Raw genomic sequence first — 22752 nt, 5'->3', positions numbered from 1 at the left:
AGCTTATTTTGTTTCATATTAATTATAATATATAACTTATTTTAATTGTCAATATTTATAAGCTACGACTTATTAAATGTCATCCAGCAATCTGATTAATCAAACTACCTATCTCAAATAATTGGTATTTACAAGGGTCTTTGAATTTCTGTTTTTGATAGGTGCGGATTTTAAACTTGATGGTCTCCAGCGTGCTTGAGCCGTCGATCTCTTGCTCTTTACAAAATGCCGTAATCTTATCTACCGCCTTTTTCTGTATAACGGCCACATTATCTCTAGTGGTGCCCATAAGTTCCGCCGCCTCACTCTGAGACAGCTTCCCTCTACCTGTGAAGCCCAGAACATAGTCTAAAACCTCCTCTTCCCTTACGGTGAGTATCCCAAGCAGTGTTTTGATAATTTCTTCGTTTAAACGGCGATTTTCAGGCTCAGAATCATTTTCGGATAATTCATTTCCGGTGTATTCCTCAAAAACACATGCGGACTTGTTACCTCCTTTAAAAACATCTCTCATAGCCGGAACAGTCTGCATGCTTTTTGTAAATCTGTTTCGAAAATTATTCCATATGCGCTCTTCAAATTTGCTCACAGGCACGCTGCCGTCACACTCCGCAAGCAGTTCCTGCAAAACTTCATAAACGACAATCAGAACCTCCTGCATGTAATCATTCAAAGAGTACGTGCTGAAAATCTCAAAATCCTTTATAAAACCCTTTATTTTTTTGTCGCTCTTGCTTGTCCATTCATAGGAAGCAGACCACACAGCATCACTGTCCGAAGGGTCGACTTTAATAGTTTTATATGAATCATCCGGGTCAGTGCTGTTCCCTGGGCAAAATTTGCAATAATCAAGCGACTCTGTCTCCATGACCTTTACAAAACAGCACCCTTTGCAGCTTGCATAACATTCGGCAGCCTTTTTCATGAGCTCCGCTTCACCTTTTTCTTTCTGAGCAAAATCATTTTTCGGGCATTTGCCGCAGTAAGGAAAAGGTGTAGACATACGAAGCTTTTTAACTACGCAGTAAGCTCTGGACTTGCACTCTTCAAACATATCATCGTCGATTTCTTCCTGTGTTTTCTTTGGCCGCAAATCTTTGTTTATGAACTGATCGCAGTATCTGCAATGAGGTCTTGCCGGATAATTATCAGTGACCACAGAGCAATCTTTATGTGCTTCACAGCATCGCTGGGCTTTTTCATACACAGACTCTGATTCTGATTCATACTGTCCTGAGATTATTTTACCTGCGTTTTTCAGAATGAAACTGAATGAAGGTATAAACTTCCCAGAATTTCCTAACAGAAAATCAGATTTTTTTACGCTGTCAAAAATCAATTCAACAGCATCGGCTCCGTATTCAGCCATAAGGTTTTGAATATCGTCGAGTCTGCTATCATTTCGTCTTATTGTCTTTTGCGGGTCGATAAGCTTTAAATAATAATTCACAGCTTTATCAAAAGCCGCTTTTACAGATTCGGAGTCAAATTTTATCATTTTTTGTAAACGGTCTGATTCTTCGAGATTGACTTCTTGTGCCTTATTCTCTGTAGTCTCTGTATTAGTCTCTGTATATATATGAGAACTGGTCATTTTGCACTGACCATCCGGCCAATCTGCACTGGCGATGTGGTCATTCTGCACTGACGACTGGTCACTTTGCACACACGTCCGGTCATTTTGCACTGACGCGATATTTTCAGCGTGCGACTGGTCAGATTGCACTAGCGTCTGGTCAATCTGCACCCTCGAAAGGTCACTTTGCTCTGACGACTGGTCAATCTGCACTGACGGTTTATTAAATTTATCGTAATTAATTGTCAGCCAGCGTAAATTGCTGATCACCGAATCATTGTATTCATCAGTGTTAATTATAGCTTCCTTTTCGGTGAGGCTTTTTATAGTTCTTTTGAGAGTATCAACGCTCCAAAAGCTGAACTGATCAAGCCAGGTTTTGTATTTATTCACAACCCAAAGGCACCCTCCTCTCTCTTTGCTGCTGTAGCTCAGCCAGTAGTGGAGTTGCTGAAGAAATATAGCCTCGTTCAGACCATATCTAACAGCAAGCGACGGCTGAAACAGAAGCGGATATTCATCAATAATCAGGTCTGTGCCGTCACTAAAGCCTGTATAGTCTGCAAGCACTTTGTAGTCTATTCTATACCACTTGGTTTTATTAATGCTTTGATTGAATTCTACGGTTGAGATTATAATCTCTTTATCCTCAAGTCTCTTTACAGTCCGCCTGAGAGTCTTTTCTGACCAGAAAGGAAACTGCTCAAGCCACTGGGCATAAGTATTATATATCCATCTATAACCGCCCCTGTCATGTTTTGATGTTCTAAGCCAGTAATGAATCTGCTGTAGAAGGATACCTTCATTAAGTCCAATTGATTTGGCAAGTGAAGGAAGGATCAGCAGTGGCGGTTCATTGATAAGATATTTATTATTCATATATTTCGTTTAGAGATGTCCTGATACCTTTGCGTTCTAGAAATAATATATACTTACGAGCATTTCGAATGGTTGGACGGCTACGCCCTGTAAGATTCGCAGAAAATGTTTTCTCATTGATTGGAATCTGTTCTGCCAAAGACTTCTGAGATTCCGTGATGATGAGTTCCTTAAATAATTTCTTTAAAGACATGTTTCCTCCTGATAAAGAAATAACACACAGATTATAAAAAATCTATTATTTTTAGATTTTATAGAATTTGATAAAATTATTTCTACAATATTAAGATTTACTTTATTAAGAATACTGGCATAATTCTGTATGGATACTTTTGCAGAAAGACTCAAAGCACTTATTGACGTAAAGAACATTAAGCAGACAGAACTGGCTGACCTTATTGGCGTAAACTCTAAAAGCATAAACACTTATGTTAAAGGCAGATCAGAGCCAAACCTCGACCTACTCAAGAAAATGGCTGAAGAACTGGAGACGCCTATCGAATATTTCTTTGGATATATATCGCTAGACGAAGCTATTAATGGTGGGTTAAGCTCAGAAAAAGCTCTCCTTATAAACACTATAAGAAACATAAACACGCCAATCCCTAACGATACATTACAATTAATAAAAACGATCCTGCTGACCCTTAACCATGAAATAAAAGAAAGTCTTGATAAGCTGTCAAAACTTGACCCTGAAGGCGTTTCCGAAATAGCAAAACAAATCAATAAAGAATACTCTCTTCAAAAGTTAAATACCCAAAACAAATAAAAATCAAAAACAAATAAATCTATTTTTTATAGATTTTTCATTTGACATTCTAAAGTTTTTAGATTTTAATTGGTTATGAATTTACTTAAGAACAGCTATGGCAAATATAACATAATCTACAAGCTTGGCAAAAAATCATGCCTTTGCTCTTCCGGCGGCAAAGTCATTGAATTTGATACCAGAATAGAAGCCGAGCAAGTAAAAAAACAGCTTGAAGATGCCATTATAAAAATAAGTGATTCTAATAGACGCAATTAAAATTCATTATAACTGAGGTCTCAATAATGAACGAAAAACGACCTATCGTAATAAACGAGATATACGAGGCACCTAAGCCCGACTTCATGACAAAACAAAGGCTTTCAGAAGAGCTCTGCAGATCAACAGACTACATCGATGACCTGATAAAACGTGGTTCATTGAAAGAAGAGATACATTTTACCCGTGCAGGCCGCACTCTGACATTTTATTATCCGCAGATAAAGAAAGATTTAGCACCAAAATTAGCAGAAGTAGTGTAATATAATATTAATGGGCGGCATAAGAAAGCGTGGCAAAAAAAACAGAATACAAGCTATATTTAACTACCTGAGCATTAAAAGGTTCGAAAACACACCATACTATTGCGACACCGGAAAGAGTGATTGCAAATGCAGAAACTGCAAGGCAGCAAGAGCATTTGTAAGCGAGATTGACCGTAAAATTAATGAAAGCAGCTTTCGATATCAGGATTACTTCCCAAAATCAGCAACACTTAAAAAACTGGGAATTGCGAATGTCTCAAGTGAAGTATCATTTGGAACATATGCTTGGCAATGGTACGACCTGAAAGAGCCGAACATTGCATACTCCACTTCAAAAGCATACAAAACTGCTGTCAAGGCTTTGTGTGAAACTTTCGGTAATATGCCGCTAAATCAAATTAAACCATCTCACATACAGACATACATCTCGAAATCCGAATTATCACCTAAGACGATATCTAATTATATAGGCGTACTATATAGCGTATTACAGGCTGGTGTTGCCGATGACATTCTTGAAAAAAATTCTGCCGAATATATAGACAAACCTGAAATAGGGTCTGAAAAGATTGATCCGTTTGAAAAAAGTGAAGTTGAACAAATTCTTAAATGGACAAAAAAGAACCACCCACACATAACCGTATTATATGCTATAGGATTTTATACTGGAATGAGAATAGGCGAGGTGCTTGCTCTAAAGTGGTCAGACATTGACTTTAATAAACATACCATATTAGTCCAAAGAACAATGACTGCAAATAAATTGAAAGACTCGACTAAAACATCTAATTACAGAATTATAGATATTATCCCGGAGCTTGATGAATACTTAGAAGCTCACAAGAAATATACCTTTATGAAATCTGAGTGGGTGATATTAACACATTATGGAGACCCCTTCAAAAAGACAGACAACATCGTTGATTCTTACTATAAACCTTGTCTCAAAGCACTTAAAATGAGATTCCGTATTCTTAACCAGATGCGCCATAGTTTCGCCTGTATGATGATTGATGCAGGGGAGAATTTAAACTGGATAAAAAACATGCTCGGTCACTCAACTCTGGAAATGTTATTCAAGAAATATGGCAACAGAATTAACCGTCAAGATGGCACTCGTAAAGGTGTCCTTTTCTCCAAAAAAGCAGAAAGCGGTGACAAATAGGTGACAAATAAAAAAGCGACCCTTGGGAGGCCGCTCTGGTAAAGGATCTTACATATCGGGGTGAAAGGATTTGAACCTTCGACCCCCTGTTCCCAAGACAGGTGCGCTACCAACCTGCGCTACACCCCGTAAGGAGAACTATGTATATCCGAGCGCCAAAAAAATGTCAAGCCCATTAATCAAATATTTTCTATTCTTAATACATTTTTTTATCAAATTCACATTACTTATGTAACACTGAAGGCTTATATTAACACAATACTTAGCCAGAATACGGGGATAATCAAAAATGCAAATGGACAGACTCTTCACCGATGCTGCACTTATAAATGCCCTCACGCCCTGCGCATTTAACAAAGCATACATGCCTAAAGAGGAGTTTGTTCCCGCAAAAGCAAATTTTTAAGTAATAACTGTCCTTTAGCGCAAACCCCATTTATTTGTTTTCAGTGCCGGCGGGTCAGTCTGTCGGCACTTTTTTTATTGACTTTAGAAATCTCCGCAAGTATCACATATGCAAAGCTGAAAGGTGGTGTATGGAATGCTTAAAGGGATTTTGATTTCATTGATATCTGCGTGCGCATACGCAACTCTCCCTATTTTAGCCAAATTAGGTTACGAACAGGGATTAACAGCAGTAAATATGCTTACTTACCGATTTTGTTTCGGTGCGGGTGCCTTGGCGGTGCTCTTCTTGTTTATCAGGCGTAAAGCACTCATTCCAACACCAAAGCTGCTTTTAAAGTGTGCTGGGCTGGGGATAGGTATTTACATGATCCAGAGCCTGTTCTTCTTCTCTGCTCTGAAATATATTCCTGCATCCACAACATCACTGCTCCTATACCTTTATCCACTGATAGTTCTGATACTTTCAACAGTTTTTTTAAAAGTCAAATTCCGTTTCGCATCTCTTATATCTATAATCCTGATCATGGCCGGCTGCTGCCTTGTTTTCTATGACGCATTCACCCGCCACCTAAACATAACAGGAATACTGCTCGGACTGGCTGCTCCGATAACATTCGGCATAAACCTTACCTTGAGTCAGGTGGTTCTCAAAAATGAACGTCCAGCAAGTGTAGCCCTTTACATGCTGATGTTTACAGGTGCTGGCTATCTCGTTGTGAACGGCGGTCTGGACATTGCATCAGCGACAAGCGGACAGCTCATGGTCGGCATTGCACTCGGAGTTGTACCTTCCGCCATAGCGATTCTCACACTATACATGGCAATAGATCTTATAGGAGCAACATACGTGTCAGTATTCAGTTCAATAGAGCCTGCTGTAACACTTATACTTGCTGGGATACTTTTAGGTGAAAATATTGTTGTGTATCAGATATACGGAGTTCTGCTGCTGATGCTGGGTATAGTTATGCCAAACGTAAAACTCATGAAAAAACAGAGTAAAGTTATCTGATCCTGTTTAAGGTAAAAGTTCGTCAATCTTACTCTTCCAGTCATCCGTATCTTTTATAAGAACCGGTTCATAGCCTTTAGCTTTTATGTGGGATACGATACGGGAAGCGGCGATTTTGTCCTTCGCCTGTATAACAACAACTTTATCGCTGTCCGAAGGTATACCCCCGATGGCATCACGCACCTGCTCCAGCAGTTCGACCAGCCTTTCAGCTCCGCTTGTGAAAACTGCCTTTTTCAGATGTTCTTCCCCTGCGCCCATGCTCCCGAGCACGGCACCATCCTTTGGTGAAAAGACTATCAGTCCGAGTTTCTGCATATATATGCTCGATTCACCGAACTCATCCCCGATCAGTTTACCTGCATATTGCAAAATTTTGTCTTTAGCGTCAAAATCATCATACTTAAGACTGTGTGCCATTTTTACCAGATTGTCAGCTATGTCTATTGTTTTTCCCATACTGATATCATACTTTGAAAAAACATAATTTAAAAGGCACTTTCTAAACACCTGCCGGAACATCACTATAGTATGTATACCTGTTCTTACCTGTTTCTTTAACGTAATACATCGCCTTATCGGCAAAAGTAATCAGCTCTCCAAGATTAACTGTGTCGTCGGGATAGATGCTGATCCCCATGCTGGCACCGACATGAAATAAATGATCATTAATGCTTATCGGCTTATTAAGGCTGTCCAGGATGCGGTCGGCAACTCTGCTTATCTCTTTTTTCCCTGCGACCCCTTCCAGAAAAACGGCGAATTCATCCCCCCCTATCCTTGAGACTGTATCACTCCCCCTTACAGATTTGTCCAGTCTGACAGCGATCTCTCGCAGAGCTTCATCTCCGGCATCATGACCGAGGGTATCATTTATAGGTTTAAATCCGTCCAGATCAATATATATGACCGCATTTTTCAGATTGCCCCTCTTTTGTCTGGCGGTTCCTTTGCTTATCCTGTCAGTCAGCAGCTCTCTGTTGGGCAAACCTGTCAGCCTGTCGTGCATGGCAAGATATCTAATATACTTATCCTGCTTTTTCTTCTCGGTTATATCTCTCAGAACAACCTGAACGGCAGTTGCGCCTTCCAGCTCAAAGGGCATAGAGGCAAATTCCACGTTTATAACCTGTCCGTCCAGACGTATCATCTCACCTTCTTCAAGAGGCATAGAACGTTTATAGTCATATAAGTCTTTCAGGCGTTTACGGATAACTCCATGAACGTTTTCTTTAAAAAACTGCAAAACAGGACGTCCAAGAATATCCTCAGCCTGCCCCCCGCCAAGCAAAACTGCTCCGGCAGGGTTTACATACTTTATTACCCCTTTTTTATGAATGATTATTCCATCAGGAGAGTGTTCCACTAAAAGACGGTATCTGGTTTCAGAGTTTTTAAGCTCGTCTTCGATCCTTTTCTTGTCTGTAATGTCCTTTATGGTAATGAGCAGGACATCTTCCCCCACCTTGCTTATGCTTGTGGCAAAGATTTCAACGTCAATAATTGTGTCGTCAGCAGGTTTCTTAAGCTGCCACGTAAATTGCTGATCTGCTCCGTCAAAAGCCCCTCTGATAAACTTCTCCGCGATCTTAATATTAAGGTCTTCCGCAGAGATATCCGCCAGATTTGCAAAAGATGCCATCTCCTCCATATTCAACCCAAGGAGTTTCAGCATCTTCATATTGTAGCTGAGGATAACACCTCCGGCATCAGTTATAAGCACAGAGTCCTGAATCCCATGAAATATATTACAAAGGAATTCCTCTTTTCTATCTTTATCTTCAATATCTATCCACTGCATGTCAGAGCCGGCATTCACCTGTCTCTGGGCAGCGTCATCTCCTGTGCGTGCATTAAAATAGAGCACATGCCCCGCATTAGAACCTTCTTTATCACTGATGCTAAATAAATTCAGGACACATTCAATATACGCCCCGTCCTTCTTCCTGAACTTTACAAAAAATACAGCATCATCAAATACAACACCAGAGACAGGTTTAAAAAAAGATAAAAGGCTGTCAGCATAATCGGGGTGCAGACATGTCGCAATAAGGATCCCCTTAAGTTCCTCATCGCTGTACCCCGTTAACTCACACATTTTATTGTTAAAGCGTATTACTGCCCCTGCCGCGTCCACAAGAGCTATGCCAATGAAAGAGCTGTTAAACAAACGCTCGTCGCATATTTTTTCTATTATCAATATGTAAACCTATATCTGTATTGTTGCCATAGACATTAGCAGACAATATTCAGATTATCGACTATTAAAAACAATAGTAAGTGCTTATCTATCGCTTCACAATCAATCGTTCAAAGTCTATAATCTCTTATCGGAGAGACAATGCTTAAAATATACACCGGAAACAGGCTTGAAAGATTACTGGAAAAGATGGACATGAACATATGCAGTGCCGGCTCTGGTCCGCTTACTAAAGTGCCTATATGCATACAGACGCCTGGTATGCAGCGCTGGATAGGTATAAAGCTGGCAGAGCTGACAGGGATCAGTGCAAATCTTGATTTTATATTTCCGGGAGCCCTGATGAAAAGGCTGGCAGGTGTCGGTGCAGGGGAGAAAGCCCCATGGCCGGAAAAAAACGAACTTGTCTGGAAAGTTTATTCTAAGCTGAACTCACTGCCTTCTGAACAGTTCTACGAACATATAAGGAACTACCTCGAAGGAGATATTAACGGAATACGAGCTTACCGGCTTGCCGGCAGGATAGCGGATGTATTTGACCAGTATCAGGTTTACAGACCGCAGATGGTTCTCGACTGGCTGAGTGTTAAACCGAAAAATCCACCTGTAGAAGATAATGATATATGGCAGATGGAGCTTTTCCGGTCAATTTTCCCTCATGGTTCGGGATGTAAAACAACTATCTTCGATAAATTCATAAAAAACTGCACAAAAGGAGCAAACAACTGCCCCGCTCTGAAAACTCCTATACACATATTCGGCATAAGCGTACTGCCCGCTTTTTTCATAGAAATGCTCAAAGCCGCATCGCAGTATACAGACATATATTTTTACCTGCTGAGCCCGACAAGACAATATTGGGGGGACAGCAAAACCATAAGAGAGAAACGCAGACTGGAGAAAATCACACAGAAATCAGCAGAAGAATTATACATAGAAGAGAAGCATGAGCTTCTTGATAATCTGGGTGTAATAGGGAGAGACTTTTTCGACTATCTGTTCGGTTCTGACGACAGCTTTCTCACAGAAGAGGAATATTTTGACATAGCAAAAAACTCTGTCCTGCAGACAGTTCAGGCTGAGATACTCGATCTTGAATATGGCAATGAAAAACCTTCCCACGACAATTCAATTATCATAAATAACTGCCATAACCCTCTCCGTGAAATGGAAACTCTCTACGATCAGCTCCTTGAACTTTTTAATAATGATCAGACACTGAGACCTTCAGACATACTGGTAATGACCACAGACATAGAGAAATATGCGCCATACATCAAAGCTGTTTTTGACAATCCATACAGCGAGCGGGAACGCATCCCATACTCCATTGCCGACGTGAGCGAAAAGCAGACAAACAGACCTGCGGGAATATTTCTCGAGCTACTAAGCACTTTGCGAGGAGACTTTAGCTTAGCTGATGTAATGCGCATACTTTCATACGACTTAATAGCAGATAAATTCAGTATTAAGCGTTCCGATCTTTCCACGCTCTCCACCATGCTTCAAAACGCAGGAGCCATGTGGAGCTACGGCAGGGAGCACCTCAGAAAGGAGGGGCTTACCATTGACGATACTTTCACATGGGAACGCGCACTGCGGCGTGTTGCGCTCGGACTTGCGGAAGGCAGCAGCGGCAGCATATACAGCGAAGCAGCGGTAAAGAATGTTCCATTCTCTCTTTCTGTACAGATAGGCGGACTTATGCGTTTCGCAGATTTGTCTTCAAAATATGCAGAACAGATGGATTCGGAGAAAACAATACCAGAGTGGTGTGCTCTGATGCAGGCTCTTGCAGATGACTATATCAAAGAAACTTTTGATAATGCCGATGACATATTGCACCTTTCAAAGTGCATAGCAGACATAAACACAGAAGCAGAAAACGGAGACTTCACAGAGGCTGTTCCGGCGGCACCTGTTCTGGAAAGGCTCACAGAATCGCTTTCTGAAACACGCGGAGCAAAAGGATTTATATCCGGACGCGTCACCTTCTGCGCCATGCTTCCCATGAGAAGCATACCATTCAGGGTTATATGCGTGGCGGGACTTGACGAAAATACTTTTCCCAGACAAAAAGTATCTCTTGAGTTCGACCTGATGGCAAAAAGCCCTAAGCCGGGGGACAGAAACAACAGAGACAGCGACAGATACCTATTTCTTGAAACCCTCATATCCGCTCAGGATACCCTTATACTAAGCTATACCGGTCAAAGCGAACGTGACAATGCAGAACTGCTGCCATCAACATTGATAACGGAACTGAATACTCACCTGAAAGGCAGATTCGGTATAGAAGACATAACACTTAAGCAGAAATTACATAGTTTCTCACGTGATTACTTTTCGAATGAGAAACTATTCACATATTCATCTGACAAATATAATACTTCAAGAGCCTTCTCGTCTGAAAAGACCGGACACAGGTTCAGCACACTGCCCATTGAGGTTCAGATGCCTGACGAGGTCTCTCTGGCAGACTTTGAGAACTTCTTTATAAGCCCTCCGGACTACTTCCTGCGTAAGGTGCTTGAGATACGTCCGAAACTGCGGGATGAATCCCTTCCGGAAAATGAAATCATGTGTCCGGATCCGCTATTGCAGTACAAAATAATAGACAATGCTCTTCGTGAAAGACTGGAGGGCAAAGACCCTGATAATGCATTGGAGTATCTTTACAAAACAGCACAACTCCCTCCAGAGAACCTGGGCAGACTCTCCATCACAGAAACTCTGAATACCAGCATGGAGCTGAACAGAACCGTCACAGAAACACTGGGCGGAACACCCGAAGAGCAGAAAATCGACAGTGCCATTGACGGTCTGCACATATCAGGAACAATATTCGGCGTAAGCGGAAACAGGTATGTATATGCCAAACCTGCAAGTATAAAACCGAAAGACATCATCAGAGGGTGGATAAGACATCTTCTCCTTTGTCAAAAAGCATCCATAACTACGACTCTATGCGGAGGCGGCAACACGGTAGAGATCCCGCCTGCGGACAGTGGACACCTGAATAATCTGGTGGAGATATTCAAAGAGGGGCATAAATCACCTTTACGCTTTCACATAACTGACGGAATACGTGAGCTGAACGATAGAGTGTTAAAAAGCTCTTTTCTTGAAGACAGCCATAACAGCGTAGCGTCCGACTATGCTTTCCGCATATGCTTCGGAGCAGATACAACGCTTGACAGAGACGCAGCAGAAAAGATTATTAATCCCCTACTGCTGACACTGAGGGGTGCGAAATGAAACGCAAACAGATGGAACTGCTTACCGCCCCTCTGACAGGCACAAGCCTGATAGAAGCCAACGCAGGTACAGGAAAAACATACAACATTACCGCCCTCTTTACACGAATGGTCACAGAGCTTCAGTACCCTGTGGAGAGCATCCTTGTAGTTACTTACACAAATGCCGCAGTGTCTGATCTGAAAGCCAAAATATATAAAAGGCTTAATGATGTACTGCTGGCTATGGTCTCCCTGCGGGACAGCGTAGAAATAACTATGGAGGATGAATTCCCTCTGGACTATGCCCTTAAGCGGAAGGAAAACCTCACAAAAGATATTAAGCTTCTAAAAGGCGCTGTGCGTGACTTTGACCAGTGTGCGATATTCACAATACACGGCTTTTGTCAGCGCATGTTGAAGGAAAACGCTTTCAGCGGACATGTTGCGTATGACATCGACCTCACCGGCGACAGCAGAGAGATATTGAAAAAGCCTGTATATAACTTCTGGCGGGAAAATATCTATAAAATGCCGCAAGAGGCTATAAAACTTCTGAAAAGTCTTACACCGGACAGCCTCATCAATTTTTATATGCAAGTACAGAGCAATCAGTCCATAACCGTAGCCGAACCTGCGGTGATTGTGGAACCGGAAGATATCCTAAAAATAATATCCGAACTGACAGACTGCATGACTACAGTAAAAACCTGCTTCACAAGCAATGAAACGGAGCTGAGAGAACTGCTTGACAGCAAAAGAAAAAACTTTCCACTGGACAAAAGGTCATATCAGGCGAGATATGTTAATGACTCTTTTAACGAATTAAAAAAACTCACAGAGTCAGGCAATATCCATTGCCCGCTGGAATCTGAAAACAAAAAGATATACAGGCTCACAAACCACAGTATAGAAGGGAAAATTGAACATGTTTTCTTCAGTCTGGTGCATAAATGGTACGATAAAGAGGCTGAATTCAGAGAGCTGTCCAGACTTTTTGAATCCACACTGAAATACAAACTGTGCCTATACATGGAAGAAGTGCTGGAAACCCACAAGCAAAAAAACAACATCCAGTCCTACGATGACTTGATAACCAGAATGAGAAATTCGGTAATGGAAAACGAAGGTCACGGAAACATGAGCATCAGCGTAAACCGTAAATTTAACGCTGCACTGATAGACGAATTTCAGGACACCGACCCCCACCAATATGACATTTTTAATACTGTTTTCGGCAGATACGGTAAACCGTTCTTCATGATAGGAGACCCTAAGCAGGCAATTTATTCATTCAGAGGGGCAGATGTCTATGTATATCTTAAAGCTGCCTCAGAGGAAGGAAATCAGTATACTCTGACAAAAAACTTCCGATCCGCACCGGAGCTGGTTGATGCAGTAAACAGCTTCTTTCAAAGGGAAAACGCTTTCATGGAACCAAGGATAGAATATATCCCATCCGTTGGCGGACACAAAGAGCTGGCTCTAACTGTGGCTGAAAAACCACAACCCCATATGATAGTGTGGGAAACCGAAAAAACTAAACCTGAAGAGATCGCTCTGTCCACGGCAAGGCACATATCTGAACTGCTGAACAAGTCCTCATATGGGTCTGCACATATAAACGGCAAAGCTGTGAAACCTTCTGACATAGCAGTTCTCTGCCGTAACAAAAAAGAGATGACTATGGTGAAAGAAGCACTGACATACTGCCGTGTTCCCGCTGTGGTTTCAGGGTCAGAAAACGTCTTTTCCAGTGACGAAGCTGTAGAGATGGTCAATATACTCTCCGCTGTAATTTCCCCTTTCAGTCAATCTCATATAAAGACAGCCCTTGCGTCCTCTGCGTTCGGATACACCGCAAAAGAGATTTATCACATCACTGAAACAGACCAGTGGGACGACATCACAGAAGAATTCAGGAACTATAACGACATGATAAGCCTGCGTGGTTTTGCTCCGATGTTTTTTCATATGGCATCTGTAAGAAAGCTTTATAAAAGGCTGGCAAAACTGCCGTCGGGAGAGAGAAAACTCACTAACCTTATACACATAACAGAGCTTGCCCAACAGTTTGAGGCGAACAGAAAAGCCGCACCGCAGGACATACTGCGATGGATGAAAGAGAAGATAAGCAACGCAGAAATGCGTGATGAGGAATCCGAACTTAAGATGGACAGTGACGAAAATGCTGTAACCATCATCACCATACACAAGAGCAAGGGGCTGGAATACAACATCGTGTACACCCCTTTCCTGATGTTTTCCAGGGGCAATAACAAAAGACCCGACTATGCGAAATACCATAAAGAAGACAAATTCATTCTGGATGTGGCAGGGACTGACGAAGCCATAGAAAAAACACAGCAGGAAGAACAGCAGGAAAAACTGCGCATAGCCTATGTTGCACTCACAAGAGCAAAATCGGTCTGTTTTACTGCATGGGGCGAAGGGACAGGGCACGACAAATCTGCTCTAGCTTATCTCATAAACGGAGAACAGAGCAAATTTGACAGCGGCAGGCTTCACTCCTTTTTCAGAGGGAGCAATGTAGCGATAAAGCCTCTGCCTGACACGGCTGTGCAGACATATAAAGGTTCTGAAATACAACCGACGGGCAAAAACAGGACATTCACATCAGAGATTACGCCTCCATGGCAGATAAACAGCTTTTCCCGTCTGATACACTCTTCCTCCAGCGTCAGAGACACAGACCAATTTACTATGAAAGATGAGACATCTGATTCGTCCGGCAGGCTTGATATCTTCACGTTCCCAAAAGGGGCGAAGGCTGGAACCTGTCTTCATGAATGTATGGAAGAGACCGATTTTGAAAATTTCAGTGCGCTTTCTGTAGCTGAAACTGTTGAAGAACGACTTAAAGCTTTCTCCTTTGATACAGATTTCACACCTGCTGTCACACAGAACATACTGACGATACTCAATAAAGATATGCATGGGACATGCCTGAAAGACCTAAAGCAAGGCGACTATATCCACGAAATGGAATTTCAGATCGCCACAAAGCCTTTCAGACCGGAACCCGTATCAGAGATTTTCAGAAACAGCGGACAAAATGACTATGCAGACGCAGCATCAACTTTATCATTCGACGCTATGCAGGGCTTTATGAACGGCTTCGCTGACCTGATATTTTGCCAGAGAGGACAGTATTATGTTCTGGACTGGAAATCAAACCATCTTGGCATGACACCGGAGAACTACAGTATGGAAAGGATGCACGCAGAAATGCTCGGCAGTCACTACTACATGCAGATGCATATCTATACCCTTGCACTTCACATGCATCTACAAAGGTATCTGAAGGGCTACAGCTATGATAAACATATGGGAGGGGGAATATATGTCTTCATGCGCGGCATACATGAAAAGGGCAACGAAGGGATATATTTCCACCGCCCCGAAAAGGACACGATATGCCGACTGGAAGAGCTGGTGAAAAGATGATAAATTTACTGCTACAGCTTCAGGAGCAAAAACTCCTTCGTGATATAGACATATATTTTGCAAGGAATCTTGCAGATACCTTCGGAGCACCGGAAGGCGCGCTTCTTTTTGCGCTCGTCTTCAACGTTACCGAGGGGGGGAATACCTGCCTGAACATGGCAGAGCCTGAAAAGATTTCATTCTATAAATCCTTTAACAAAGAAATCAATAATGCCTTCAGCGAAAATGTGATCGCCGGACTCATAACAAAAGGTGCGCTCTGCGAGGCTCCGGCTATCTCTGCTCCGTTTATAAAAGCGGGCAGCAGTATATATATGAAAAGTTTCTATTCTGATGAAAACTCTGTGGGGATTTATATAAAAAACAGAGTTTCAGCCCCATACATCATGACGCCGGAAACAGAAAAGTTAATAGATAAGTATTTCCCTGAAAATAACATGCAGAAAGCAGCGGCAATAAACACCGCCATGAACAGCTTCAGCGTAATATCAGGGGGCCCCGGTACGGGTAAGACCTCCACTGTTTTCAATCTGCTTGCAGTTCTGGCAGAGATGAGCAGTGAGCCTGTTAAAATAGCCGTATGCGCACCAACCGGTAAAGCCGCGGCACGGCTGACAGAATCTATCTCTGAAAAACGTGAAGAATACAAACACGAAGCTTTCATAGACCAGATACCGGAAAAAGCACTAACCATACACAGACTGCTGGGTATGGCTGGAGACAGCCGTGTGCCGAGGTTTAACAAAGAGAACAAACTCCCCTATGATGTCGTTGTAGCCGACGAGGCGTCCATGATTGATGTGCGTAATATGGCAAAGCTGACAGAAGCTTTAAGCGATGACTGCCGTCTCATTCTGCTGGGCGATAAAGATCAGCTCGCATCCGTTCAGCCGGGTGCCGTTATGGGTGACATATGCAGTGCGGCACCTGTTGATGAATTTAGTACAGACCGAGCAGAGATACTGTCAAAATACACAACCGGAACAATCAAAGCCGGTAAATCCCCGTACGCTGATGTAACAATAATGCTGGACAAAAGCTACAGATACGACAGTAACGCAGGCATCGGTCTTCTGGCGGCTGCGGCAGGCAGAGGTGACCATAAAACAGCACTGGAAGTCCTTCTGAACGACACAACAAAAAAGGTTGAGTTTCTGGAACTGGATAATAATTTCGAAACTGCGGCAGGCGGGTATGTTCTGAGACATTTTGAAAGCTACAGCAGGGAACAGGATCAGAATCTGGCAATAGAAGCTTTCAATAAATTTCGCATTCTCACTCCACACAGGCAGATGAACGGCGGAACCGCCCACATAAATACCATAGCGCAGCAAACACTTTTCAGAGCGGGACACACTGATAATACAAAGCATTTCTACCACGGTATGCCGGTTATGGTTGTAGAAAATGACTATAGCCTGAATATTTTCAACGGTGAGACAGGGCTTATTTTAGGTAACTCTGAATTGAAATCGTGTTTCGCCCACGATAAGGACAAGATAAGACACATCACACCAGCAAGGCTTCCGGCGCATGTTCCGGCATATTCCATGACAGTTCACAAAAGTCAGGGTTCAGAGTTTGACCATGTGCTCTTTATCCTGCCTGACTCTGACAGCGCCATACTGACAAGAGAGCTGTTTTATACTGCGGTAACAAGAGCTAAAACCAAACTGACCGTAATATCAACAAAAGATGCCGTCAGAAAATGCCTGTCTGCGAAAATTGAACGCTCATCCGGTCTCTTCATCTGAAACATTATGATTTAGACATAACATTCAGCATACCCTCAATGGTTTTCAGCTTCCGCATTACGCTTTCAAGCTCATTTTTATTTTTCACTTCAATAGAAAAATCAAGATGGGCAGTTCCGTCTTTATCACGTTTGGATGAAAGCTCCAGAATATTGAGCCCCATATCTTTCAGTACCGTTGTCAGGGAATTCAGCATACCCGTTCTGTCCTCTATATTGGCGTGGATTTTGACAGGCATTTTGTAGTTCTTTTTGTCATCCCACTGCACGTCCACAAGGCGCTCATTGCTGAAAACAGTATTTTTCAGGTTCTGACAGGTTGTGCTGTGTACGACTATCCCCCGCCCACGGCTGATATATCCCACAACATCTTCTCCGGGCAGAGGGGAGCAGCATTTTGCTATTTTAACAAGAACATCATCTATACCCTCGATAATAAAGGGATTACTTGATTTCTTGCGTGTCTGAACCGGTGCAGGTTTTGAAAGGTCTTCCGGCTTAAGCTCCTTCACTTCGGAAAATATATGTACAATCTGCTTAGGAGAGATACGTCCGAAACCTACGGTTGCATATATGTCATCCTCATCAGATAGTTTATACTTCTCTAGGACTTTCTTAATATTTTCAGGTTTATTGAAAATTTCACGCACTTCAAGGTTTTCCGCTTTGAACTCCTTATCCAGAAGCTCGAACCCAACGGTACGGCTGAAATCAGCATCAATCTTCCTTAATGCAGCACGGATACGGGTTTTCGCCCGGCTGGTTTTAACAAAGTTCAGCCAGTCACGGCTGGGTTTATGGTCTTCCCCTGTGATAATGGAAATACGGTCACCGTTACGCAGCTTATATTTCAGAGGAACTATACGCCCGTCAACTTTGGCACCTTTACATTTATGTCCGACCTCTGTATGGATGCTGTATGCAAAGTCAACAGGTGTCGAGCCTACCGGAAGCTCCATAACATCACCGTTCGGGGTGAAAACATATATCTGAGTCGGCAGAACATCCTCTTTCAAAGCTTCAACAAGGTCTTCCGGTTTTTGCAGTTCGTGCTGTTCCAGAAGCTGGCGAAGCCATGTAAAAGTCTTATCTTCCTGCGGGTCAAAGACCTTCCCCTCTTTATATTTCCAGTGCGCTGCAATACCCTCTTCCGCAACTTTGTGCATCTCGTGTGTTCTTATCTGAAACTCCACTGTCACGCCTTTTTTGGTAATGATAGTAGTGTGCAGCGACTGATAAAGATTTGTCTTCTGCATGGCAATATAGTCTTTAAATCTGTGCTGAATAGGGTTCCAGATATTGTGAAGAATCCCCATCACAGCGTAGCATGTGGCAACATCGTCAACCAGCACACGGAGAGCCAGCAGATCGTATATCTCTTCAAAACTTACTTTCTTCTTTTTCATCTTATTATAGATTGAAAAGAAGTGCTTCGGTCTGCCTGTGACACTAGCTTTTATATTGTGCTTCTGGAGCTCCTCCACGACTTTTTCGCGGACATTAATCAGCAACTCCTCGCGCTCGCCGCGTTTGAGCTTAACTTTTTCGTATATATCGTAATATTCATCAGGCTCAAGGATGTGGAAACACCTGTCTTCGAGCTCCCATTTTATCCACGCAATCCCCATCCTGTGTGCCATAGGTGCATAGATGTCCATGGTTTCCCTTGCTATTCTTCGTTTTTTCTCATCGTGTAGATAGTCCAGAGTACGCATATTATGCAGCCTGTCTGCAAGCTTAATGAGGATAACACGTACATCTTTTGACATGGATATAAGCATCTTACGGAAGTTTTCCGCCTGTTTCTCCTGCTGAGATTTAAACTCTATCTTTCCTATTTTTGTGACACCGTCCACGATGAACGCAACATCTTCGCCGAAAAGCTTTGATATCTCATCGAATGTTGCATCTGTGTCTTCGACTGTATCATGAAGAAGCCCGCCCACAACAGTATCTACGTCCATATTCATCTGAGCGAGTATGTAAGCGACATTCAAAGGGTGCGAGAGGTAAGGCTCACCACTTTTCCGCAGCTGTCCTCTATGCTTCTGGGCGGCATATACGTATGCGGTATGCACACGGTCGAACCCGTCTTTTATGCCGTTTTTTATCAATCTGTCCTGTATGTCCATCAAACGGACTATTCTTTCTCTGTTTCCCATTCACCATCCGCCGGTTTTATATCTTTTAAAACAAGCTGTGTGTAACGCCCGTGATAATAGCCTGTCGCCGCTGGAGAAAAAACTATATCAAAACTTTCGTTTCCGTACACAACATCCTTGTATGCTTTCATGTTATAACCTATGCAGTCAAAGACCTTTCCGTTTTTTTCCAGAAATATCTTCAGATGCATACTTTCTCTGCCCACAAAAACGGGCTCCTGATGCTTATTAACTCCGCGCATACAGAAAACAGGCTCTCTGTTCCCCGCACCGTAAGGCTCCATGCGCCCCAGCCACTTCATCAGCTCTGAGCTGACATCAGAGGGTTCCATGAGCGCATCAATTTTCAGCTCGGCAACGAAATCCTTTGGCTCTAGCAGGTCTTCAACCGCCTTATGAAAACGCTTCTGAAGGCTTGTGATGTGCTGTTCCTCTATCCTCAGCCCGGCGGCATATTTATGCCCTCCGAAAGACAAAAGGATGTCCTGCATCTGCTCCAGCCCCTTGTAAAGGTCGAAAGACGGAATGCTCCGTCCGGAACCTTTGCCAACACCATCTTCGAAAGTCAGCACTATCGCAGGCAGATTATACTTTTCGACCAGACGGGATGCAACAATCCCTATTACACCCTGATGCCACTCCTCAGAGTACAGCACAAGTCCTTTATATTTTTCGTGGAGCTTATTTTTCTCAACCCGCTTAAAGGATTCTTCTATTATATGCCTTTCTATGTCCTGACGGGATTTGTTCTCTTTGTCCAGCTCCTCTGCCAGATACAAAGATTGTTCCCTGTCGTTTGTAATCAGAAGCCTGAGCCCTTTATCCGATGCCCCCATACGCCCGACAGCGTTTATCCGTGGGGCAAGACCAAATCCGACATGGGTTGTGGTAACCTTCTGCCCGTCTATCCCCGCCACACGTTTAAGCTCACGTAGACCGGGACGGCAGTTCTTTCCTGATAATATCTCCAGTCCGTGCCTGACGATAATTCTGTTTTCGCCAACAAGAGGCACAACGTCTGCAATAGTGCCAAGCGTGACCAGATCGAGATATTTTTTGATGTTTGGTATCTTACCTTTGAATCGTCCGGACTCATTCAGCTTGTAGCGGAGTGCCATAACAAGTTTAAAGGCAACTCCCACACCGGACAACCCCTTAAAGGCGCTGGTGTCGTCTTCTCTCATTGGGTTTACTACTGCGGCAGCACCCTCAGGGATACTTTCGGAAGGCTGGTGATGATCAGTTATTATAACCTCCACCCCCATGGAAACAGCATACTGCACTTCTTCCATGGCATTTATGCCACAGTCTACAGTTATTATAAGCCTGCTCCCGGCTTCCGCTATATCTTTTATTGCTGTTTTGTTCAGTCCATAGCCCTCTTGCAGCCTGTTGGGGATATAGTAAGTTACATCCGCTCCCACTTCTTTCAGAAAGAGAAACATAAGCGCAACTGACGTGACACCGTCAACGTCATAGTCACCGTATATGCATATTTTTGTATTATTTTTAATAGACTCCGCAATCGCTGCTGCGGCTTTTTCCATATCTTTTATAAGAAAGGGGGAAGAGATCCCCTTCAGAGGGGTTTTGAAATAGGCATCAAGGACATCAGCATTAAAAAGTTCACGCTTATACAAAGCCTCAGTTATGCACACCGGCATCCCCAGCTCATCTGCGAGCTCTGAAATGTCGCTGCATTCAGGCTTTCTGTATATCCATTTGTACCTCAGACTTTTATAGCTGATCTCTGACATAACAGTACCTATAGCTCCTCTGCCATACTGATTATTAATCCAAAATCACTGGAAATCAAGAACTTTTCCGATTTCACAGACTTTTATTATCTTATTTAAAGCTACAGAAGAGAAGTTAGATCACCGGAAATGCAGTCAGATTGCTTTAGTCCAGTATCCCGATCGGTTTCAGAGGTTTATAGGATTTGGTTATCGGCAGTCTCTCGGGAGCACTCATTGTATCGCCATTAACAACCTTCGTTCCGACAACATTGCCCGCATTATCATATGCTGTCAGCTCATAGCTTGAAACTGCACCGTTGTTCACCATATTCACAGTAAACCATATAATAACCACTGCAAAGGCGATGTACCAGTAACGCATGTACTGTCCGCCGAAGTATTTTGTAAAATCTTTATATTTCATAGCTCGTCTTATACATCATATTACGCACAATAACAATATTTAGTTGGCACCTTCTGACCTCATAAGATAAACAAGTATCCTGCGTGTGGAATACAAAAGGTCGCCGTCATTAAGTCTATGGTGTTTATCAGTAACTTCTATCCATCTCTCTAGTCCTGCCGGACTGGAAGAATAACCCCGCAGATAAAAACTCATAGCCGCCTTATCTGATTTATCCGTAAGGTTTGGTTCCCTTGCCACAACTTTAATATCGTTTTTCTCTGCTATACGGTTAACATCCATAAGCACACCATATGTGCTCCAGTTAAGATCCCCGGGATAAATTACCAGAAACAGCAGAAGCCCTATGGATACATATTTCAAAAACGGCGTATAATTCTTCTTTATCAGTACAGAAACACCATAAGCACCGGCAAACCAGAAAAACATATAAAACTGATAAAGATATCTCTGTTCTCTTGTCGTAATAAAGTGAATTACAACCGTATACATCACTGCAAGTGTCAGCATAAATTTAACACCAGTATTTATCTTACCGTCCTTTTTAAGCCTGTAAAGACCATAGGGAAACAGAACAATAAAAAGACCACCGTATTTAAGGATATAAATCAGATATGCCCACACAGGTCTTCGAAAATAGGTTGTACCACTCATACTGATGGCATTATCTCCAACCCTGTCAAGCATCTGACTGATAAAGAAGGTTTCAAAAAAAGGGGTCTGCCCTATAATATACCAAAACCACCACCCGGGGATAACAACTGTCAGTACTGCCACCAGCAACATTTTTGAGTAATAACTAAATGTAAGCAGGTTTTTGCAGAAAACAGGAAATACAAACATAGCTGCAACAGGCACAACTCCCAAAGCCCCTTTGGAAAAAACTGCCAGCCCCGAAAAGATACTAACAAGAATAAGATTCAAACTGCCTTTATCCTTAATAAACCTTAAATAAAAATATACCGCTCCCAGCATAAATGCGCTGACAAAAGTCTCAAGCTTTAACATGTGAGTATTTTTATAAACTATGTATGTCGTAAAAAATAAAAATGGTGCTATGACCGCAGAACGTTCATCTTTTAATATCTCTTTTATAATTTTATAAAGGAAAAATGTTACAGCAAGAGCGGCAAGGAGAGTAGAAAGCTTCACACTAAATGGCGTCGCACCGAAAAACTTTATAAACAAAGCATTCACCCAGAAAAACAACGGCGGTTTATTCATATAAAGGTTATCGTTCAAAGTCAGTATCAAAGGATTATTTCCATGCAGAATATTGTTAGAAATAGCTGCATAGTTCATACTGTCGCCACGAAGGTCAGTGTTTACCATATGGGCGCCGAATAGTGATGTTACAAGCAGCATAAGCCACCAGAAACCTTTATTAAACCTCATAAGCGTCACCTTTATATAAAGTTTTAGTGATACAAATTA

The 22752-nt window shown here is 42.5% G+C and carries 16 protein-coding genes and 1 tRNA gene; 8 read left to right on the top strand and 9 right to left on the bottom strand.

Annotated elements, in window-relative coordinates; genetic code table 11:
• Positions 1-79 precede the first annotated feature (79 nt).
• Positions 80-2455 (bottom strand): sigma-70 RNA polymerase sigma factor region 4 domain-containing protein, encoded by a 2376-nt coding sequence (locus tag DACET_RS15330; protein WP_013009876.1) that lies wholly within the window; start codon positions 2453-2455, stop codon positions 80-82.
• On the bottom strand, positions 2448-2648 hold the full coding sequence (locus DACET_RS02680; RefSeq protein WP_013009875.1) for a hypothetical protein: 201 nt from the start codon (positions 2646-2648) through the stop codon (positions 2448-2450). The genes DACET_RS15330 and DACET_RS02680 overlap by 8 nt, the downstream gene beginning before the upstream one ends.
• Positions 2649-2777: 129 nt before the next feature.
• On the opposite strand from DACET_RS02680, the gene DACET_RS15325 reads away from it, so the two are divergent.
• From DACET_RS15325 to DACET_RS02660, 4 genes are all read left to right on the top strand, one after another.
• Positions 2778-3227 carry a helix-turn-helix domain-containing protein gene (locus DACET_RS15325; protein WP_013009874.1) on the top strand — a complete coding sequence of 150 codons (450 nt, stop codon included), beginning with the start codon at positions 2778-2780 and terminating at the stop codon, positions 3225-3227.
• Between the two features lie 75 nt (positions 3228-3302).
• Positions 3303-3485, top strand: a complete 183-nt coding sequence (locus DACET_RS02670; protein ID WP_013009873.1) for a hypothetical protein — start codon at positions 3303-3305, stop codon at positions 3483-3485.
• A 26-nt stretch (positions 3486-3511) separates the two neighbouring features.
• Positions 3512-3748 (top strand): hypothetical protein, encoded by a 237-nt coding sequence (locus tag DACET_RS02665; RefSeq protein ID WP_013009872.1) that lies wholly within the window; start codon positions 3512-3514, stop codon positions 3746-3748.
• Between the two features lie 10 nt (positions 3749-3758).
• Positions 3759-4916, top strand: a complete 1158-nt coding sequence (locus tag DACET_RS02660) for a tyrosine-type recombinase/integrase (protein ID WP_013009871.1) — start codon at positions 3759-3761, stop codon at positions 4914-4916.
• 55 nt (positions 4917-4971) lie between these two features.
• Here the strand turns inward: DACET_RS02660 and DACET_RS02655 are convergent.
• Positions 4972-5045, bottom strand: a tRNA-Pro gene (locus tag DACET_RS02655).
• A gap of 412 nt (positions 5046-5457) precedes the next feature.
• On the opposite strand from DACET_RS02655, the gene DACET_RS02650 reads away from it, so the two are divergent.
• Positions 5458-6336 carry a DMT family transporter gene (locus DACET_RS02650; protein WP_013009869.1) on the top strand — a complete coding sequence of 293 codons (879 nt, stop codon included), beginning with the start codon at positions 5458-5460 and terminating at the stop codon, positions 6334-6336.
• Between the two features lie 6 nt (positions 6337-6342).
• On the opposite strand, the gene DACET_RS02645 is transcribed toward DACET_RS02650, so the two are convergent.
• Both DACET_RS02645 and DACET_RS15320 read right to left on the bottom strand, forming a co-directional pair.
• Positions 6343-6795, bottom strand: a complete 453-nt coding sequence (locus DACET_RS02645; protein WP_013009868.1) for a hypothetical protein — start codon at positions 6793-6795, stop codon at positions 6343-6345.
• A 43-nt stretch (positions 6796-6838) separates the two neighbouring features.
• On the bottom strand, positions 6839-8536 hold the full coding sequence (locus tag DACET_RS15320; RefSeq protein WP_013009867.1) for a sensor domain-containing protein: 1698 nt from the start codon (positions 8534-8536) through the stop codon (positions 6839-6841).
• A 141-nt stretch (positions 8537-8677) separates the two neighbouring features.
• Between DACET_RS15320 and recC the strand changes: the two genes are divergently transcribed.
• Genes recC through recD form a run of 3 tightly spaced genes read left to right on the top strand, consistent with a single transcriptional unit; the run spans position 8678 to position 16994 of the window.
• Positions 8678-11794: an exodeoxyribonuclease V subunit gamma gene (gene recC / locus DACET_RS02635; RefSeq protein WP_013009866.1), complete on the top strand. Its 3117-nt coding sequence runs from the start codon at positions 8678-8680 to the stop codon at positions 11792-11794.
• Positions 11791-15240, top strand: coding sequence for an exodeoxyribonuclease V subunit beta (gene recB, locus DACET_RS02630; RefSeq protein ID WP_013009865.1), 3450 nt, complete (start codon positions 11791-11793; stop codon positions 15238-15240). Before recC ends, recB begins: the two co-directional genes overlap by 4 nt.
• The gene (recD, locus tag DACET_RS02625) at positions 15210-16994 is read left to right on the top strand and encodes an exodeoxyribonuclease V subunit alpha (RefSeq protein ID WP_013009864.1); all 1785 of its coding nucleotides are present in this window, start codon (positions 15210-15212) and stop codon (positions 16992-16994) included. The genes recB and recD overlap by 31 nt, the downstream gene beginning before the upstream one ends.
• 4 nt (positions 16995-16998) lie before the next feature.
• Here the strand turns inward: recD and DACET_RS02620 are convergent, their stop codons facing one another.
• From DACET_RS02620 to DACET_RS02605, 4 genes are all read right to left on the bottom strand, one after another.
• Positions 16999-19155, bottom strand: a complete 2157-nt coding sequence (locus DACET_RS02620) for a RelA/SpoT family protein (RefSeq protein ID WP_013009863.1) — start codon at positions 19153-19155, stop codon at positions 16999-17001.
• Positions 19134-20912 carry a single-stranded-DNA-specific exonuclease RecJ gene (recJ, locus tag DACET_RS02615; protein ID WP_013009862.1) on the bottom strand — a complete coding sequence of 593 codons (1779 nt, stop codon included), beginning with the start codon at positions 20910-20912 and terminating at the stop codon, positions 19134-19136. Before recJ ends, DACET_RS02620 begins: the two co-directional genes overlap by 22 nt.
• Positions 20913-21057: 145 nt before the next feature.
• A complete protein-coding gene (locus DACET_RS02610; protein WP_013009861.1) occupies positions 21058-21318 on the bottom strand; it encodes a hypothetical protein in 261 nt (86 codons plus the stop codon).
• Between the two features lie 39 nt (positions 21319-21357).
• Positions 21358-22713 (bottom strand): ArnT family glycosyltransferase, encoded by a 1356-nt coding sequence (locus DACET_RS02605; RefSeq protein WP_013009860.1) that lies wholly within the window; start codon positions 22711-22713, stop codon positions 21358-21360.
• Between the last annotated feature and the right edge of the window lie 39 nt (positions 22714-22752).

The organism is Denitrovibrio acetiphilus DSM 12809, from assembly GCF_000025725.1.
GTDB lineage: Bacteria > Chrysiogenota > Deferribacteres > Deferribacterales > Geovibrionaceae > Denitrovibrio > Denitrovibrio acetiphilus.
Note: the sequence above shows the minus strand (reverse complement) of the source record. Positions and strands in the feature narration are given on the sequence as shown.